Source organism: Amycolatopsis sp. CA-161197 (genome assembly GCF_050942255.1).
Classification (GTDB): Bacteria; Actinomycetota; Actinomycetes; order Mycobacteriales; family Pseudonocardiaceae; genus Amycolatopsis.
Genome location: NZ_CP192059.1, coordinates 7,609,193 through 7,625,653 on the forward strand (window position 1 = coordinate 7,609,193; position 16,461 = coordinate 7,625,653).

Consider the following 16,461-nt stretch of genomic DNA (forward strand, 5'->3'; position numbering starts at 1 on the left):
CCGAACCGTTACCCGGACGGGTAAATGGCTCTCTGCACACGCATCAACACCGCACGCGCATCCTCGCCCTCGGCGGCGACGTCCCACAACCGGTCGACGATGTCGTTGTACAGCGCGACGTCGTCCGCGTCGGTCACGGTGAGCTCGGCGTGGTTGATCTCCACGATCACGGTGTCGTCGTGGATGGTGAAGCCGTGCATGGTGATCGTCGGCTGGAGTGCGTCGAGCGGCACAATGCCGAGCCGCACATGCGCGAGGCCGATCAGGTTGAGCAACCGGTCGATCTGCGCGCGCAGGACCGGGACGGTCGCGATCGGGTACCGCAGCGCGGACTCTCCAATGAGGACCTCGATCCGCTTACTGGGGTCGTAGAGCACGTCCTGGCGCTGAATGCGCTCGCGCACCGCGGCGTCAGTGTCGGCCGGGGTGGCGTGCATGCCAGCGGCGAGCTCGAACACCGACCGGGCGTACGCCGGGATCTGGACCAGACCATTCACCAGGAACAGCTCCACTGACACGATGCGCGTGGCGTCGCGCTCGGCGATCGCCTCGTCGCGCTGGCGGTCAGAGTGCCCGTGACGCAGTTGCTGCTTCCAGCGGTCGCGTTCGACCCTGATGTCGACGAGCTGGTCGCGCAGCCGCGTCGAGGTCTCCTCGTCGGCCCGGACGCTGTTCAGCCACGTAACGAGGTCATCATCCGAGGGGAGAGTGCGCGCGTTCTCGATCCGCGAGACCTTGGAAGCGATCCAGCCGATGGCAGCAGCGAACTCCTTGCCAGTCCTGAAGTCGGCCGCGAGGCGCAGACGCCGCAGCTCGCTGGCGAAGATCTGGAGTTCGCGCTCGATCACAGGGCTATCGTGACGTATTCCGCGTGCGGGATCGCGATGGGCCACGCCGTGGCGCGCCAGGCGCGGTGCTCGTCGAGCACGGCGGGGTCATCGTCAACGAGCACACCGGTGAGCACCTTCGCATCGGTGAACTCGAGAATCGCGACCCGTTCGTCGTCGAGCAGGTAGAAGTCGTAGCCCGGCAGGCCATGCGCACGGGCCGTCGACTCGGCGAGCCAGCGCACGTCCTCGCCGGCGGCGACGTTGGGACCGATCGCTTCTCGCATCCACGCGAGGTAGTCATTGAGCGGCTCGGTGAACATCCGCACGCGCTGGAACGGGATACCGTCGGCGCGCAACCTCCGCAGGTGGGCCAGCCACGCGCGGTCGTCCTCGGTCTCTTCGGCGGGCAACCCGGCGCGCCACCGCTCGACCTCGGGGAGGTCGACGGCGTATTCGCCCTGGCATTCCCACCGCCACGACGAGCGCCGCACCGACTGCAGCAGTGCGGCGAACTCGTCGTCGGCGTTCAGCAGTCGGCGGGTCACGCGCCGCCCTTGAGGAAGTCGAGCAGACCCTTCGGGACCTCAACCGCGGTCTCGTGATCCGGGAAGCCGCGCTTGCGCAGCGCGGCGAGCGCCTGCGGGTCGGTGATGCGCGTCCCCTGAACGACGTAGGTACCCCGGTCGGTCTCGTACAGCTCGGGGCAACCGCCGTTTTTCGAGGTCGAGTACAGGTGCGTGAGCTCCATCGGTGTCCTCCGTGGTGCGTTTCGTGGAATCTACAGAATTCCACGACTGATCACCGCGCAGGCAGCGCCCACCGGTGGCAAGAGTGGCCGATTTCAGCTACCGAGAGTGATCAAACTACCGTCCATTCGGATGTACTTGCGCAAGAATTCTATGGATTCTATTGCTCCATGCTCGCGCGTGACCGATGCTCAGTCCCGTGGAACGGGGATGGCGGAAAGAGCGAGCCGTACAAACATCCGACACTGCGGGCCGGCCGGTCCAGGTAACCACCGGACTCACGAAGACGGCGCAAGGCGAAGACGCGGTCGGGCTGGCGATCGGCGATGGGCCGTCCGCGGTACTTCGGATCGACGGCGCGGAAAGCACAGGCGGTCGGCTGATCGCGAACCTGCGAGCGTCTCTCGCCGACCTGGTCGAGCACCTGGGAGGTGCGTGATGCGCTCCTCAGTCCGCCACCGGCCGTCAGGCGCGCAGCGGCGTGAGTTGATTCGGCGCTGCGGGTACCGACGGTCCCTCGGCGTGCTGTCGCCGAGGCCCCGCCGCGGCGAGGTCAGGTCGATCGACGACGACTTCGCGATCATCGCGACCCCGCTCGAGTGCGGCGAAGTGCCGACGGAGGAGCAGTACGAGGCGGCCCTGCGGATCGTGCGCGCCTACTGGCCGAAGGGCGGCCGCCCACACGAGCTTCCGGAGAAGTGGCGATGACCGGCCCGGGGATCACGAAAGCGACGCCGCTGCCGTCCTTGGCGCACCAACGCGCGGAGCCGCACGAGATCGCGAACTACACCGCCTGGCAGCTGTCGGCCCGAACCTGCCAGTTCTGCAAAACCGTTTACCGCAACGGTGGCAACGCCGATCAGTGCGAGCACTACCACTACCCCATCCCTTGATCTCCCGGCTGCCGCGCTTGCTTCGGGCTGGCGCGGCGGCCGGGTTCCAGACCGCCTCGATGGGCAGGCGGATCATCCCCAGTTGTTTCGTCGGCCGTTCACTCCTGGCCGCTGCGCTTGTCCCCGAGCGGGCACGGCGGCCGGGGTATCAACTTCCGTCACGCGTCGCAGCCCAACCCCCCGAGGTCTGCACCAGGGCGTGCGACGGGAGGCCACGCGCAGATCCCCCTGCTGCGCGGTGGTTCGCCTCGCGGGGCCCGGTGTTCGCGGAGCCACCGGCCACCCCGCGAGGCACCGCCTATCACCCAGAAACGGAGTCCGACGTGAACCGTCTGCGCGGCTTGATCCGCTGGCTTCTCGGCTATGACCACAGTTGCTTACACAGCAACGGTTCCGCGTTCTGCATCATCTGCGGGCCGCCGTGCCACTGCTGACAAGGAGGGCTACGGAACACGCCCGCGCCAGTGAGGCGGCACCGGCCCACCGATACGCGGCGAATGAGAAACGTGGCCGATTCCAACCGACGTGCGAGCATGGCACCACGCAGTGGGAAGGCGAATGGCCGCACTGCGAGACGCGGCCGTGCTTGACCCGGTGGTGGCTGCGCTACGGCTTGCCCACAGCGGTGCTGCTCGTGGGGTTCGTCGTGTACTGCTGCATCGCCTTCCCCCAACCGGGTTGCCCGTCCGGATGGCAGTGGGTGGGCCTGTACACGTGCGTGCGTCCCTGAACGCGTTGCTGCGGTGCACGCAGACAGCGCCACCGGTACGGTTCGGGCGCGGGTCCGGCGCCCACCCTCCCCCCTCGGGTCGCCGGACCCGCCCGGCGTCGCCAGGGTTGTTGTAACGGCCAACGTGATCAACACGAGTACAGAGGGCAGACGATCTAGCGCCCCAGGAGGAGTCACCGTGACAATCTCGCGACGAACATTCGTGCTCACGATCCTCGGAATCCTGGTCGCTGCCGGCGTCGCCGTCACTTTGGCGCTCACCTTGCCCGGGAGCGGGGACGCTGCCGATGCCACACCCACGAAGTTGGTGTGTGAGGTAACCGATTCCGACGGAAAGTTCGTCGGTCAGCGCGATGCCGAGCTCACTTCAACGCCGTGCGGATTCGATCTTCCCACGATCAAGCACGAGGGAGATTCCGCGCCGGGCTACGTCGGCGCGACCGTAACGCTGAAGCGGGTTCCCATTGGGCAGCCGCCGAGCCAACTCACCAAGTCCTGAGGCCGCAAAGAAGCCCCCGCGCTCCCGCCACAAGTGGCGGGAGCGCGGGGGCTTCTTTGCGGCTGAGTCCTTGTGGGCTACGGGGCGGTGGCCGATTCGTAGGTCGAGCCGGTCTGGGACTGCATGTAGTACGTCACTCCGCCGTCGTGGGACCAGGCGTCGGGGTCGCGTTTGGACTGCCAGAGCTCGCGCTCGCCGGAGAGGTCGGATCGGTCGATCCACTGGGCCGGCTCGCTGGTGAGCGGGCTCAGCGGTTTGAACTGCAGCAGGGTCTGGACCTTGACGAGGATCTGGGCGCGCTCGTCGGGGTCTGTGTAGTCGGCGAACGTGCCGACGATCGTGGTGATGTTGGTGGCGTCGGTGCCGGTGATCCCTTGGTACGCGAGCTCGTAGATCGCGTGGTCGCCAAGTGCTGTCACGAGGTCCTCCTAGTCAGGTGATGCGGAGTTTGCCGGCGGACGCGACGATGCGCTCCGGGCTGCAGGTGACGCGGTGCCAGACCTGATAGTCGCCGCGGTCGAGGACGCGCGTGGTGTCGCCGTAGGGACCAACGAGCAGGCCGACAACACCGGGCCGGAGGTGCTCGGCCGGTGCCCAATCGCCTTCGACCGGGTCGCGCTGCTGCTCGGCGGGGATGATCGCGAGGTCGACGGGCAGAGCGTCGATGTCGATCTCCGTGCCGTCCGGGGCGGTGGCGGTGATCTGGACCTCGACGCGGTCGGTGGAGAGGGCGGACTGCTCTTTCATCGCGCCTCCTGGGCGGTCCAGCGGGATGGAAGCAGCGCCGCGCGGTGGCGGCTGGGCAGGACGGTTGCGGTGACCGTGACGTCGCGCGGCACGGTGGGCGCCGTGCCGGTGGGGGTGTCCGGCACGCCCGTCACCCGGAGCGCGCCGAGCACGTCGGGCACGGCGAGGCTGGCCGGCGCGAGGACGGCCGGGAGCGGGACAGCGCGGAGCGCGCCGGCGTCGTCCTGTGGCGCGATGCCCATGCTCGGGGTCTCCGGCAGCACGGCCCCGCGCAGGTGGCTGATGACGTCGAGGATCACGACGCTGCTGGTCGGCTGCTCGGCGAGCGGCGCGACGCGCGCATGGCCGGGTACGTCCGGCTGGGTGATGCCGGCCGCGGCGGACTCGGCCAGGCTGGTGGCCCGCGCGGCGGCCGGGGTGTCGGGGAGGCTGAGGCCGACCGCGGGCGTCTCGGCGAGCGCGGCGAGCTGGGCCGCCCCGGGCGCGTCCGACCGGGTGAGGCCGACGCGGGGGGTTTCCGGCAGGACGCCCACCCGCAGGCTGGCGAGGGTGTCGGCGACCGCGGTGCCGATGGGCGGGTCGGCTTCGGAGGTGCCGGCGGCCGCGCCCACGGTGAGGGTGCGGTTGTTGGGCGAGGCGTCGGACAAGTCGGTGCCGGTGGCGAGCGGGTGGTCGCTGTAGGCGCCGGCCTTCACCGCGGCGGTGAGCGAGTCGCGTTCGGCGGCGAGCTCGGTCGGGGTGAGGGTGGTGGCCCACTGCCGGACGCATCGGCCGCGGCCGTTGAACCACTCGGATGCGTCCGACGAGGAGCGGCCACCGATGGTGTATCCGTCCGGCGCGGACCCTCCAGAGGAGGTGCCGCTCGCGCTGTGCATCGTGCCGCCGGGTGCGCACGTGTAGATCGTCGCGGTGGTGCCGGACTGGACGACGGCGATGAACAGCCAGCTGTCGACGGTGAAGGCGTCGACGGCGGCCACGCCGGCCGTGTTCCCGGGGGTGAACACGGCCGGTGTGGTGCCGTCGGTCTTCGTGGCCAGCGTCAGCCGGGTGGTGCTGCCGGAGCCTGCGTGGCAGCGGAACATCGTGGAGAAGTCGTTGCGGTCGGCGCTGAGGTAGAACCAGCCGCAGACGGTCCACCCACCGGCCGCCTGCGGGTCGAGGGCGCCGCCGGCGCGGCTGACCCGGGAGTCGCCAGTGCCGTCGGCGCCGAATCGGAACGACATCGCCCCGCCCTTCCGCCGCTACGCGAGGCCGATGACGAACGCGCCGGCCGGGTCGAGTGCCGAGGAGAACGGGCCGCTGCCGCCGGTCTGGTTGGTCCCGAAGTCGGTGAGGGACACCAGCGGCCGGGTCGCGTCGGTGGCCGGGGTGTGGTCGTGCACGACGAGGTACCGGAACGGGCCCGCGGTGAACGGCGCCGGCCAGGTCGGGTCGTCCCAGTCGACCGCGAGCACCGCGGCACCGAAGCACTCCCACACCACGCCGCCGTCGGTGACGGTCTGGCCGATCACGGTGGGCCAGACCGGCGCGCTCGCCCCAGACGTGCCGGCCGTGACCGCGCGGTACACGAACCCGTTACCGGCCGAGGGCCGCACGATCTTCCCGACGGTGTAGGCCGTGGACACCGCGGCGACGGTGGCCCACGAGTTGGCCGCGGTGACGGTGACGGCGACGCCGGTGAGCGCGACCCCGCCGGCGGTGTAGCCGCCGCCGGTGGCCAGCTCGTTGGTCAGGTCGTCGACGTAGTCGTGCGCGGTCAGGTCGGGCACGTAGCTGGCGGTGTGCAGCGTCGCCCGCAGGGTGTCACTGTCGAGGTCGATCTCCTTGTTCAGCACCTTCTTCAGGAACTGCCGGTACGGGGTCGCCACGGGTCAGCTCTCCTTCGGGGCGTCGGGCGCCGGCGGGACGACGGTGATGACGGGAACGCCGTCGGGGCCGAGCTTCGCGAGCGGGACCACCTTGCGGCGCGCGAGGATCGTGGACACGACGGAGATCGCGAACCCGACGACCGAGACGACGATGTTGATCGTGGTGTCGGGGATGACGACCCACCCGGTGGCGACGATCGCGACGAGCAGCGCGCGCACCCCCTCGGCGATCGCGACGGGTTCGGTGGCCGCGGTCGTTGTCTGCTCAGGGACGGTCATTGATCCACGCCTTCACCTTCGCGCCAGCCGGGGCCTTCACCCGGGCGACGACGTGCGAGTAGTTCGCGAACGCCTTGTCGGCGCCGGCGAGGTTCCACGGGCCCGGCCGGTCTGCGTCAACCTCGCCGCCCGTCTGGACGGTGACGCCGTGCGTGCCCTTCCCACCCGGGGTGTCGTCGACCATCGAGATGCCCTCGACGATCACGTCCTGCTGGTACGTGCTGGCGATCCGCAAGTACTGGTGGCCGTTGACCGGGACCACCAGGTCCTGCCACGGCTGGTCCGCACCGGTGCCGGTGCCGATGATCACGTCGCTGCTCACGTCGTCGTCCTCCTCGTTGTGCGCCACGGGGGCGGTGTAGTTGTGCTGGCCCCAGTCGGCGGCCAGCACGTCGGATTCGTCGCACTCGACGCCGCCCACGACGACGGTGCCGATCTTCTGGTACAGCGCGGCCTTGCTGGACTTCTTGCCCTTGGACCACGCCGCGGTCTGCCAGCCGTAACGGGCGTGCGGGCCGACGGCCTGCTCGATCACGTCGTACTCGCCGTAGACGCCGACCTGGGCGGCGCCGAGCACCGACGCGACGCCGTCGAGGTAGGCCATGACGGCGGCGAACTGCGCCTGGCTCACCTGGTCCGAGTCGACCGCAAAGTAGATCGGGCGGTCGCGCGGGAACCCGCAGGCGTCGGCGTCCGCGCGCGCGGTCTGCGCGGCCAGCACGCCGGCGGAGCGGCCGCCGGCGGCGTCTCCGCCGTGGTTTTCGTAGACGAGCGCGACGCCGCGGCCGTGCGCGGCCATGTCCTGGTACTCGGCTCGGGTGAGGTTCTTCGGGCGGCCGGGCGTGCCGATGTAGCGCACGACGCCGGCGTGCCCCTCGTCGGCTACCGCCGCGCCGCTCGGGCGGCCGGTGGAGTAGTCGAGAACGGTTGCCATAGGTCAGCCTCCGGTCGGGGTGGGTGTGTCAGAAGGCGGGTCCGCCGTGGTGCTGGGTGCTGGGTAGGTGGCGACGACGCACTGCCAGGTGTCGGCGGCACCGCCATCGGCCAGCTGCACGCGGATCTGTGCGAAGCTCCCGCCGTTCGGGCAGAGGGCGTCGGGGTGGTCGTGCAGGTAGGAGACGAAGGCGGCCTGGATCTCGTCGACGGTCGGCGGGTCGCCCTTGTCCCCCTTCTCGCCCTTCTCGCCCTTCTCCCCTTGCGCGCCCGGCTGGCCCGCTTCGCCCTGCAGGCCCTGCGGCCCGGCCGGTGGCGGGTTCGCGGCGAAGTAGGCGGCGAGCGAGGCGAAGATCTGCATCGGCGTCGGCCCGGCAGGGGTGATCGGGTTCGCCGCGAAGTACTGCGCTATGCCGCCGCCGAGTTCGGAGAAGGTGACGTACCGGCCCGACAACGACGCGAGGACCCGCGCGGCTGCGGACTGCACGATCACGTCGGAGTCCGGCGCGGTGCCCGGGTTCGGGATCGGCACGGTCGGCTGGCCGCGCGCCTGCAGCTCCGTGTTCGCTTTCTCGCCGGCCGCCTTCGCGGTGTCGGCCTGCTGCCGCAGCGAGGTGATCGCGGATTCGCTCGCGGCCTGCCGAACGTAGAGCGTCGCGACCGACCAGCCGCCGACGAGGACGATCAGCACGACGACCGCGGTCACCGCGATGATGATGCGGGGCCAGAACTTCCGCAGCTCGGTCTTCACCTCGGCGCGCGCGGCACGGCGGGCCTCCCTGGGGGCGGTGTCGGCGAGCTCGTGCACGCCGTCCCGGACCTGTCCGAGAGCGTCCTCAGTTCGGTGATCGTCCACGGATTTCCCCGTCCCACGTCGGATCCAGCCGGTACACCAGCCCTTTCAGGGCCGCGTTCTCCTGCATGAGCTTCGTGTTGTCCTTGAGCAGCCGGCGGTTGTCGTCCTGCGCTTCGTCTCTCTCGCGGCGCGCATCCGCCATCGCGTCACTGACCAAGTCGAGTGCCTGATCCGTTCGCTGCACCACCGGCGCCGCCGGCAACGCTGGCGGCTCGTCGGGCCTCGCGGGCGCTTTTCCCCGCCGCTGCTTGATTCGCTCGAGCAGGACCGGCGCGTAGGCCGTGATCAGAACGCCGATCAGAGTGAGAACCCCAAGGAGGATCGCCAGCCAGGGCGGTCCCGCGGTCGGATCGACCTCGTCGGCAGCGAGCAGCACGTGACCCCCTCGTACTCGGCATCACCTCGATCTGTCGCTGCAAGCCGTCAGGCGAGCGTGCGATCGCTGCGCCGCTCCACGGCGGCAGCGGGAATCGGGAACGTCGCCGGATCAACCCAACACCCCCACGACGACCCACGCGCCGGCGCGCGAGGTGTCGACGTCGACCTCGTCCCCCACGACCGCCGACACGTGGCGGTACTTGGGCAGCAGCATCGATCCGCCGTCGACGAGCACCCAGAGCTTGATCCCGCTGATCGCCGAGACGGTGCCTGCCTTGCGCAGCGCGCGGAACCGGTCGTCGATCTCGGCGGCGACCGCCTCACCCAGTGCCATGGCTGTGTCCTTTCAGGACTCCGCGGGCAGGAGCAGCGACCGCGTCTTCGTGGTCAGCGCGCCTGCGGCGGTCAGCGGGATGGAGACGCTGTCGAGGATGTGCACGCCGCGGCCGAGGTCGGCATCGGCGAGCTCGATGACATCACCGCCGTCGAGCGCCGGGTTGACGACGAGGCTGAAATCGACGGTGCAGGACAGACCTTGCGACTTGGACAGGAACGCCGCGGCCGCGGCTTCCGCCTGGTCGCTGGTCGTGATCAGCGGCGTGCTGTAGTACCGGGTCTTCTTGCCGAACGGACCGCCGATGTAGGTCGGCGAGGCCGGGTCGTCGTCGGTGGCGACCGCCCGCACGGGTGTCGTGCCATCGGAGCGGGTGCCGGTGACGACCCACCGGTTGTAGACGTTGTCCCGGTTCCACTCTTCGTCAGTGGTCAGAACGTTTCCGGAGCGCCCAGTGCGGGCGTACCACACGGGCGGGTCCGACAGCGTGGGTTGCGGCCGGATGATCGCCTGCCCAATCTGGTCGAAGAACACCTCGGCGCTGATCGCGTCAGCCAGCTTCTCGACACCGTCGCCCCAGCGTTCCTTCTCGATGTCCATCACCGGTGCGACGCTCGTGTTGCCCGTGAGGTCGATGACCGGGTAACCCGCGCCGAGGGTGCCACGGATAAACCGGGTGATTTCGGAGACGTAGGTGGCGCCAGGCAGGGTCTGGGTCGGCGCGTCGAAGCGATCCTCGGCAACCCGCTGCGACGGGTCGACCAGCTTCACCGTGACCGCGCTGCGGCTCTCCGCCGAGCGGCTCCGCCCGGTCTTGTCGAGGGCGAACACTCCGAGCGGCACCCACTCCGGCTCGTCCTGCCCGGGGATCACGATCCCGCGGTACAGCGCACAGGTCGAGCCGAACGGCGTCAGCAGCGCTGTCGGGTCACCGGGCCACTCGCGCGGGTCCGTGACGAGCGTGGCCGTGCGGCGGACCTGGCTGCCGGAGTCGACGTCGACGCCGCCGTCGAGCACCGGGACTTCGCGGGTGCCGGTGTAGGGGGAGCTCACGACGGCCTTGACGTCCATCGTGTGGCTCGCGCCCAGCTCCTTGACTGCCTCGTTGCTCAGCGACCACATCGCCGCGCCCCCTCCCGCCTACACCGCCGGCGCCGCGACCTCGGTCCACGAGCCGCTGATCTTCAGGTACTTCTGCCAGACCGCAGTGCCGTCCGGGTCTTCGGCCATGTCGCCGAACGATTTCCACACGCTGGACCCGTAGTTGAGGTCAGCGGCCGCGCGGAACAGCATCGGCCGGTTGTCGTCGAGCAGCGCCCAGAGCTGCTCGGTGCCGGCCTCGTCGAACGTCCACAGGCTGATGTCGTCTGTGGACTGCCAGCCAGAACGGCGGCGCGGCGCCACGGTGATCGGCAGCGGGTCGTCGATCGCCTGGAACACTGCCTGGTTGGCCTTGCGGCCCCGCCGCGGCCGGGCCTCGACGAAGATCTCCACGGGGTTGCCGGGATCGGACGGGTGCGTCAGCCACACGCGGCCACCCGAGCTCAGCGTCGCCGGGTCGGAGGTCATGCTGCCGCCGGTCCGGCCGGCGTTGACCAGCTTGTACCGCACGGGCTGATCGACGGGGCACTCGCCGTCGTCGATGGTGGCCAGCGGCGCCAGCACCGAGCTGGACAACGCGCTCGTGCCCAGCCACGTCGCGCCGTAAGTGTCACCGTCGAAAAAGGACGCGTCGGTGTAGCCGCGCTCGATGACCACCCCGTCGAGACCCATCGAACCGCCTGCGGGCAGCCCGGCGGCGACGACCTTCACCGTGCCGGTGGCGCCGCCGGGCGGGATCGGCAGGTGCAGAACCTGCCGCCCCCACGTAGCGACACTGCGGTTGATGTCGTCCGCCGACAGCGCCGCGGTCGCGGCGACGAGAGCGGAGCCGTTGGCGTCGGACCAGTTCGCCACCACGGTGACCGAGGAGGCCACGGCCGAGAGCTTCAGGTCGAGCCCGACAGTCAGGTCGGAACCCGGGCTCAAGGTCGTCGGCACCAGGACGCCGCAACTGCCGGCCGCGGCGACGGTGGCGAGCAGGTAGGCAGTGCCGCGCGCCGCGCCCGTGGTGGGGTTGCTCAGTGTCGGCGAGCCGGCGTCGGGCACGGTGCCGTTGATCCCTGCTTCGAACGACGGGTTCTGGCACAGGTTCCTGCGGGTCGTGCCGGACACCGTGACGGAGTCGGCGCCGCGGACCGGGTACATCGTCCCGTCTTCTTCGATCCGGATCAGGGCCAGGGCGGTGGCGTCCGGCCACCAGGCCGTGACGCGCATGACGCCGCGCTCGGCGATGGGGCGGATGCTGACGCCGCCGCCGGGGTAGTTGATTGGCGACATGCGGCCGGCCCAGCCGCGGACCGTCCACATGAGCGTCCGGTTGGGCTGGTAGGTCCACGACGCGGTGCCACCGGGGATGGGCGGGGGGATGGTCTGCTGGCCCGGCGGGCGGGCGGCGCCGCTACCGCGCGCAGCGTAGGCGCCGCGGGCCCAGCCGGGCGGAACCCTTGCCACCGGTCACCAGCCGAACGCGACATAGGCGTAGGACGCCGTCGCGCTCGCCAGCCGACTGCCGTCGCCCTTCAGGAAGCTCACGTCCGCGCCGGTCGTGCGCACCGCTGACACGATGAGGATGCCGCTGGCGTTGAAGAACGTCGACACCGGAGCGATGCCGAGACACCCGTTGGGAAACGGCGTGCGGAACGTACACGGCAACTTGCCCGAAGCGTCCGTAGTGCCGCCCGCAGTGCCGGCGCGGATGGTGAACACCGCGCCGTCCGGCGGCTGGATCGCATGCATGTTGGGACCCTGGTCGGACGCGATACCCAAGCCGGCCGCCGGCGCCCACTGGTTTCCCGTCCACTGCACGACGTCTTTCGTGTCGGAGCGTTCCACCCGCATCCCGATCCACGGATCCGAGGGCAGGGAAGCAGCCGCCCGAACGACGGTCCGGTCGTACTGCGACGGCGCACACTCGATCCGCGAGCCAGCCGCCCACGGCTGCGGGCTCGAACCCTCCTTACCGCGAGCGATGGTGACGGTGTTCGACAACGACGTGTGCCCCGTCACCCAGACGACCTCGTACACGCCGAGGCTGTCGTCATGCAGCACCAACGGCAGGTACCGGCTCGTCGAGTAGTCCGTCGGCAGGTTCACGAAGTCCGCGGACTGCATGGTCGTGCCAGAGATCGTGAGCTGGGACAGGAGCGCCGTCGAGAAGTAGTCGATCGGAACCCGCTGCTCGTTCGCCACGGGGCCTCCCTCTAATTGGTTCTGCGGCCGCGAGTGAACGCGGCACCGGACTCGTGGTCTGCTGCCTGGATTCGGGCGTCGACCAGCGGAACTAGCACTCCGCCGATGTCGAGAGACCCGGTGATCTGGAATGGCCCACCGAACGACCCCACCGACAGCGGGACCTGCGCGCTCTGCGTGGCGATCGCGCCCGCGGCGTATCGCCGGAGCAACCCGAATCCCATCCGCCGCGCGGTCTCCTCGAGCAGCGCGAGGGACCGGTTCGAGCGGTTGATCGGGATGTACGCCTCGTCGTCACGCACGCGGTCGCCGATGATCCGCCACGTGTTCGGCGGAACGATGTCGGCAAGACCTCCGCGCATCGGACGCGGTTCGATGCCGCCGCCGGCGTACGCCTTCAGCAGGCCACCGGCTGCCATCTGGGCGTGGCCTCCGGCCGGGAGATATCCGCTGGGCAGGTTCGTGAAGCCGCCGCCCTGCGTCTTGATCGTGATGACGCTCGTGCGGGGGCGAGCTGCGTAGTCGATCGCTGCGTTCGCCGCACCAGTCGCAGCGTCGACGCTGATGACACCCACGCTGCCGTCGGCGAACCGAACGACCTGGATCGTCTTGTCCTTGGCCGCCTGGTTGAAGGCGTCCACGGTCATGTACCCGTGCGCGCCGTTGGCGTACTGGACCGCGATTTCTGTTTGGTTCGTCGCCGGGTTGCGGTTCGCGTCCAGGTCCATCACGCCGATCGATCCGTCGGCGTACTGAACGGTGGCGTTTACCTTGCCCGTGGCCGGATCCACGTTGGCGTCGACAGGCATCGTGCCCGTGACCCCAGCCGCGTACTGCGGCAGCTTGTCGATCGCGGACTGCGCGGCCACGACGTCCGCTTTGACCTTGATCTCCTTGCCGTTCGGCAGCTTGTACACGGCCTCGCCGAGGTCGTTGAAGCTGACGTGCAGGCCGGCCGCTGCCGCACTGGTCGCGTCCAGGCTGGCGATGTAGGTCTGCAAGGCGTCCGGAAGCTGGCCCTTGTACGTTCCCGCCAATCGGACGGCTTCGGCGTTCGCGGCCTGAACGCCCTCCTGCTGCTTCAGGATGTCCGATGAGGCCGTGCTGTTTGCCTCGGCTTCTTTCTTCTTCGCCGCGATCACATTCAGGATGCCGTGCTCCTCGTTGCGGAGCGCATCCTGGTATTGCTTCGAGTTGGGGCCGTACTGCTTCAGGGCGTCAGCGCTGTTCTGGTGTGATTCACCAAGCTGAGCAACCGCGTCCTTGTAACCGAGGGTCGCGTCGGCAGCCGACAATGCCGACTGCGCCTGCTGCTGCTGTGCCTCGTACAGCTTCACGGTCTGGGTCGACACGTTCGCCTCGGTGGAAGCGAGCAACTCGTACGCTTCCTGCGCGTCCCGGTTTGCTTTCACTTGCTGACCCAAAGCCCCAGTACCGTTGAACAGCTGCTCGACAAGTGACTTCTGCTGGTCAGTGAGCGCCGACGTGACCTTGTGGTTCTTGTCGATCGTTGCGGTCGCGGCGAGAACCTTGTCCTTCACATCCGACCAGGCACCACCGTTTTCCAGCAACTGATGGTTGACACCCTTAATGATGCCGATCTGCTTCTGGTTCAGGCCCGCCTGGTGAGCGATCGAATCAATGGCGGAATCCGAGGACTTCGTCACCTCGTCGAGAGCGTCGCTATTTCCGTTAGCTGCCAAAGAGAACAGGGCGAACGACGACCCCGCTGCCTTCGCATTGTTGGCCGCGTTCAAATCCGCCAGCGCTTTATTGTTCGTGTCGCGGATGCTCTGGTCGACAATGCCGCCCGACTTCTGGTAGGCGTCGGTAAGTTGGTCGACCTTCTCCTTGTACGCGGCCGCTTTGTCCGCGGCATCCTGCTGCTTCTGCGCAAGGTTCGACAGGAGAATCCCGGCGCCTGCCACTGCGATTCCGAACGGGCCGCCGAGGGCGTTCACTACACCGCCGGCTGCCGACTTGAGCAGACTCCCACTCGCTGCCGCGGCACCGGTGAGCTTCCCCAGGCGCTCTGCGCCAGACGCTGCGGTGTTGAACGCGTCGCGCGCCTTCGATAGGGCGCTCGAGCGCTCGACGAGGGTGCTGAACGTCGCGCCGAGCTTGCTGATCGGCTCGCCCGCGGCGGCCGCGCCCTCGGAGATCGCGCGTGTCTGGTCGCGGAAGTTCCGCGCTGCGGCGACGGCGGGGATCGTGGACGACTCGAACGCGGACATTGCCGCGCCGAGCTTCCCGACCTCTTGCCCGGACTTCGCCGCCAGATCGCCCTGAACGCGCGCCTCGTCGGCGAACTGCCGCACCACTCCGACGGCGCCGCCTATCGCCGAGGTGACCCCGCGGACCGGCGCCGTTAGTGTGCCGAGGGTCTTGCCGACGGCGCCGAGCTTCTTCGAGGTGCCGTCGGCCTCGCCGCCGAGACTGGACATCCGGTCGCGGAGGGTGGAGATCAGCGGTGGGCCGACCTTGAGCGCGAGGATCGCGAACGCCGCACTCTGGATCGGGCCCGGCAGCTCACCGAAGAACTGGGCAAGTTCGCCGACGCCCTCAGCGAGCGGCTTCACGATCGTCAGAGCGAGCTTCGCCGCGTCGTAGCCGAGCTCGAGCGCCTGGCGCGCCGCGCCGATCGGGCCGCCGGCACTGGCGAAACCCTCACCGATCGCGGCGGCGCCCTTCGCGAGCGGTTCCGCCACGTCCACCGCTTCACGCGCGACGTCAACGAAGCCACTGAGAATCGTCTCGCCGACGTCGAGCCCACGGGCGGCAAGATCCTTGCCGAAGTCTTCGAACGGCGCGATGAGCCGCTCGGCGGCCTGCTCGACCTCGGCGGCGCCCGCCAGTACACCCTTCGCGATGCCAGGCCCGAATTCCTTGCCCGCGTCGGCCGCACGCTGCACCAGGTTGGCCAAGCCGTCGGAGACGACCGGCCCGTACTTCGCGACGGCGTCCGCGCCGAAGCGCACCGCGTTCTCGAGCGGCGGGCCGATCGCCTCGAAGATGTCGATCGCCGTCGTTTCGAGCTGGCTCTTGAAGCCCTCGATGGCACCGCCGAGGCCCTTGGTTTTCGCGGCCGCGACCTCGGAGGCGCCGCCGGCGTGCCCGATGGCCGTGGCCATCGAGTCCCACTGTTCGCCGGTGGTGTTCGCGGCGACGCCGGCGAGGCGGACCGCGTCGGATCCGAACACGGTGGCGGTTGCCTGCTGGTACTGGGCGTCGGTCATGCGGCCGGACGCGTCGTGCAGCTGCTCGAAGATGGACTTCAGTCCGACGAACTTGCCGGTCGCGTCGTAGGTCTTGAGGCCGAGCTCTTGGATCGCCTTCGCGGCCGGCTTGCTCGGGTTCGCCAGGGCGAGCAGCGCGCTCTTGATCAGAGTGCCAGCGTCGGAGCCCTTGATGCCCGCGTTCGCGAACAGGCCCAGCGCGGTGGTGGTTTCGTCGATGCTCAGGCCGAATTGGTGCGCGACCGCACCGACCTGCCCCATGGCCTGGGCGAAGTCCGTGATCTCACCGGACGCGGCGTTGGCCGCGTTCGCGAGCACGTCGGACACGTGACCCGCGTTGTCCGCGGACAGGCCGAACGCATTGAGCGCCTGCGACTGGATCTCCGCAGCACCCGCGGCGTCGATCTGCGCGGCTGCGGCGAGCTGCAGCGTGCCCTTCGCCGCGGTCATCGCCTGGTCGACCGACAGGCCACCCTTGGCGAGCTCGGTCATCGCCGCCGCGGCGTCGGCCGCGGAGGTGGCCGGCAAGGACATGTCCGAGCCGAGCGCCTTCGCGGTGTCGCCCACCCGGGCCATCTGCTCGCCGGTGGCATGGCTGACGGCCTGCAGCTCGTTCAGGCTCGACTGGTACTCGATACCGACGTCGATGGCCTTCTTGAACCCCACCGCGGCAAGGCCCACGCCGGCGGCGATCCCGACCCCGATGCCCTTCGCGACGGTCCCCACGGTTCCCTGGATCCCGCGGAGACCGGACGCAACCTTTCCGTCGAATCCCCTGAGGTTCGGTTCGACGTCGATTTCGATCTTGCCGCCGGGCATGGTGAATCACCTCCTGGCGGTT

The 16,461-nt window shown here is 69.4% G+C and carries 19 protein-coding genes; 3 read left to right on the top strand and 16 right to left on the bottom strand.

Translation table 11 applies throughout. From position 1 onward, the window contains the following. Positions 1 to 8: 8 nt before the first annotated feature. Genes ACQPXB_RS35770 through ACQPXB_RS35780 form a run of 3 tightly spaced genes read right to left on the bottom strand, consistent with a single transcriptional unit; the run spans position 9 to position 1,578 of the window. Complete coding sequence (locus ACQPXB_RS35770) at positions 9 to 848, bottom strand: helix-turn-helix domain-containing protein (protein ID WP_432845953.1); 840 nt, start codon at positions 846 to 848, stop codon at positions 9 to 11. After that, positions 845 to 1,375 carry a DUF6879 family protein gene (locus ACQPXB_RS35775; protein WP_432845954.1) on the bottom strand — a complete coding sequence of 177 codons (531 nt, stop codon included), beginning with the start codon at positions 1,373 to 1,375 and terminating at the stop codon, positions 845 to 847. Before ACQPXB_RS35775 ends, ACQPXB_RS35770 begins: the two co-directional genes overlap by 4 nt. Continuing rightward, positions 1,372 to 1,578: a hypothetical protein gene (locus ACQPXB_RS35780; RefSeq protein ID WP_432845955.1), complete on the bottom strand. Its 207-nt coding sequence runs from the start codon at positions 1,576 to 1,578 to the stop codon at positions 1,372 to 1,374. The genes ACQPXB_RS35775 and ACQPXB_RS35780 overlap by 4 nt, the downstream gene beginning before the upstream one ends. Before the next feature lie 520 nt (positions 1,579 to 2,098). On the opposite strand from ACQPXB_RS35780, the gene ACQPXB_RS35785 reads away from it, so the two are divergent. The 3 genes from ACQPXB_RS35785 to ACQPXB_RS35795 all read left to right on the top strand — a co-directional run bounded on the left by ACQPXB_RS35785 (position 2,099) and on the right by ACQPXB_RS35795 (position 3,698). Further along, a complete protein-coding gene (locus ACQPXB_RS35785; protein WP_432845956.1) occupies positions 2,099 to 2,284 on the top strand; it encodes a hypothetical protein in 186 nt (61 codons plus the stop codon). After that, complete coding sequence (locus ACQPXB_RS35790) at positions 2,281 to 2,469, top strand: hypothetical protein (RefSeq protein WP_432845957.1); 189 nt, start codon at positions 2,281 to 2,283, stop codon at positions 2,467 to 2,469. The genes ACQPXB_RS35785 and ACQPXB_RS35790 overlap by 4 nt, the downstream gene beginning before the upstream one ends. Before the next feature lie 908 nt (positions 2,470 to 3,377). Beyond that, positions 3,378 to 3,698, top strand: coding sequence for a hypothetical protein (locus ACQPXB_RS35795; protein WP_432845958.1), 321 nt, complete (start codon positions 3,378 to 3,380; stop codon positions 3,696 to 3,698). A gap of 77 nt (positions 3,699 to 3,775) precedes the next feature. Here ACQPXB_RS35795 and ACQPXB_RS35800 read toward each other — a convergent pair whose 3' ends face one another. The 13 genes from ACQPXB_RS35800 to ACQPXB_RS35860 all read right to left on the bottom strand — a co-directional run bounded on the left by ACQPXB_RS35800 (position 3,776) and on the right by ACQPXB_RS35860 (position 16,439). Further along, positions 3,776 to 4,117 carry a hypothetical protein gene (locus ACQPXB_RS35800; RefSeq protein ID WP_432845959.1) on the bottom strand — a complete coding sequence of 114 codons (342 nt, stop codon included), beginning with the start codon at positions 4,115 to 4,117 and terminating at the stop codon, positions 3,776 to 3,778. Positions 4,118 to 4,130: 13 nt separating this feature from the next. Continuing rightward, complete coding sequence (locus ACQPXB_RS35805; protein WP_432845960.1) at positions 4,131 to 4,445, bottom strand: hypothetical protein; 315 nt, start codon at positions 4,443 to 4,445, stop codon at positions 4,131 to 4,133. After that, positions 4,442 to 5,668: a LamG-like jellyroll fold domain-containing protein gene (locus ACQPXB_RS35810; protein ID WP_432845961.1), complete on the bottom strand. Its 1,227-nt coding sequence runs from the start codon at positions 5,666 to 5,668 to the stop codon at positions 4,442 to 4,444. The genes ACQPXB_RS35805 and ACQPXB_RS35810 overlap by 4 nt, the downstream gene beginning before the upstream one ends. An 18-nt stretch (positions 5,669 to 5,686) precedes the next feature. Then, entirely contained in the window at positions 5,687 to 6,313 is a 627-nt protein-coding gene (locus ACQPXB_RS35815) for a hypothetical protein (protein ID WP_432845962.1), read from the bottom strand. Positions 6,314 to 6,316: 3 nt separating this feature from the next. Next, on the bottom strand, positions 6,317 to 6,592 hold the full coding sequence (locus tag ACQPXB_RS35820; RefSeq protein WP_432845963.1) for a hypothetical protein: 276 nt from the start codon (positions 6,590 to 6,592) through the stop codon (positions 6,317 to 6,319). Next, positions 6,579 to 7,526 (bottom strand): DUF1906 domain-containing protein, encoded by a 948-nt coding sequence (locus ACQPXB_RS35825; protein WP_432845964.1) that lies wholly within the window; start codon positions 7,524 to 7,526, stop codon positions 6,579 to 6,581. The genes ACQPXB_RS35820 and ACQPXB_RS35825 overlap by 14 nt, the downstream gene beginning before the upstream one ends. 3 nt (positions 7,527 to 7,529) lie before the next feature. Continuing rightward, a complete protein-coding gene (locus ACQPXB_RS35830) occupies positions 7,530 to 8,381 on the bottom strand; it encodes a hypothetical protein (RefSeq protein WP_432845965.1) in 852 nt (283 codons plus the stop codon). Then, complete coding sequence (locus ACQPXB_RS35835) at positions 8,362 to 8,757, bottom strand: hypothetical protein (RefSeq protein WP_432845966.1); 396 nt, start codon at positions 8,755 to 8,757, stop codon at positions 8,362 to 8,364. The genes ACQPXB_RS35830 and ACQPXB_RS35835 overlap by 20 nt, the downstream gene beginning before the upstream one ends. Positions 8,758 to 8,868: 111 nt before the next feature. Further along, on the bottom strand, positions 8,869 to 9,093 hold the full coding sequence (locus ACQPXB_RS35840) for a hypothetical protein (protein ID WP_432845967.1): 225 nt from the start codon (positions 9,091 to 9,093) through the stop codon (positions 8,869 to 8,871). Positions 9,094 to 9,105: 12 nt separating this feature from the next. Continuing rightward, complete coding sequence (locus ACQPXB_RS35845; protein ID WP_432845968.1) at positions 9,106 to 10,215, bottom strand: DUF5047 domain-containing protein; 1,110 nt, start codon at positions 10,213 to 10,215, stop codon at positions 9,106 to 9,108. Between the two features lie 18 nt (positions 10,216 to 10,233). After that, positions 10,234 to 11,646, bottom strand: coding sequence for a hypothetical protein (locus ACQPXB_RS35850; protein WP_432845969.1), 1,413 nt, complete (start codon positions 11,644 to 11,646; stop codon positions 10,234 to 10,236). A gap of 3 nt (positions 11,647 to 11,649) precedes the next feature. Next, positions 11,650 to 12,384 carry a hypothetical protein gene (locus tag ACQPXB_RS35855; protein ID WP_432845970.1) on the bottom strand — a complete coding sequence of 245 codons (735 nt, stop codon included), beginning with the start codon at positions 12,382 to 12,384 and terminating at the stop codon, positions 11,650 to 11,652. Between the two features lie 11 nt (positions 12,385 to 12,395). Further along, positions 12,396 to 16,439 (bottom strand): phage tail tape measure protein, encoded by a 4,044-nt coding sequence (locus ACQPXB_RS35860; protein ID WP_432845971.1) that lies wholly within the window; start codon positions 16,437 to 16,439, stop codon positions 12,396 to 12,398. Positions 16,440 to 16,461: the final 22 nt, after the last annotated feature.

Excerpts from the sequence above, each read along its gene's own strand:
- ACQPXB_RS35860 (WP_432845971.1), bottom strand. The coding sequence starts at position 16,439 with ATGCCCGGCGGCAAGATCGAAATCGACGTCGAACCGAACCTCAGGGGA.
- ACQPXB_RS35790 (WP_432845957.1), top strand. The coding sequence starts at position 2,281 with ATGACCGGCCCGGGGATCACGAAAGCGACGCCGCTGCCGTCCTTGGCG.
- ACQPXB_RS35825 (WP_432845964.1), bottom strand. The coding sequence starts at position 7,526 with ATGGCAACCGTTCTCGACTACTCCACCGGCCGCCCGAGCGGCGCGGCG.
- ACQPXB_RS35780 (WP_432845955.1), bottom strand. The coding sequence starts at position 1,578 with ATGGAGCTCACGCACCTGTACTCGACCTCGAAAAACGGCGGTTGCCCC.
- ACQPXB_RS35810 (WP_432845961.1), bottom strand. The coding sequence starts at position 5,668 with ATGTCGTTCCGATTCGGCGCCGACGGCACTGGCGACTCCCGGGTCAGC.
- ACQPXB_RS35805 (WP_432845960.1), bottom strand. The coding sequence starts at position 4,445 with ATGAAAGAGCAGTCCGCCCTCTCCACCGACCGCGTCGAGGTCCAGATC.
- ACQPXB_RS35840 (WP_432845967.1), bottom strand. The coding sequence starts at position 9,093 with ATGGCACTGGGTGAGGCGGTCGCCGCCGAGATCGACGACCGGTTCCGC.
- ACQPXB_RS35820 (WP_432845963.1), bottom strand. The coding sequence starts at position 6,592 with ATGACCGTCCCTGAGCAGACAACGACCGCGGCCACCGAACCCGTCGCG.
- ACQPXB_RS35845 (WP_432845968.1), bottom strand. The coding sequence starts at position 10,215 with ATGTGGTCGCTGAGCAACGAGGCAGTCAAGGAGCTGGGCGCGAGCCAC.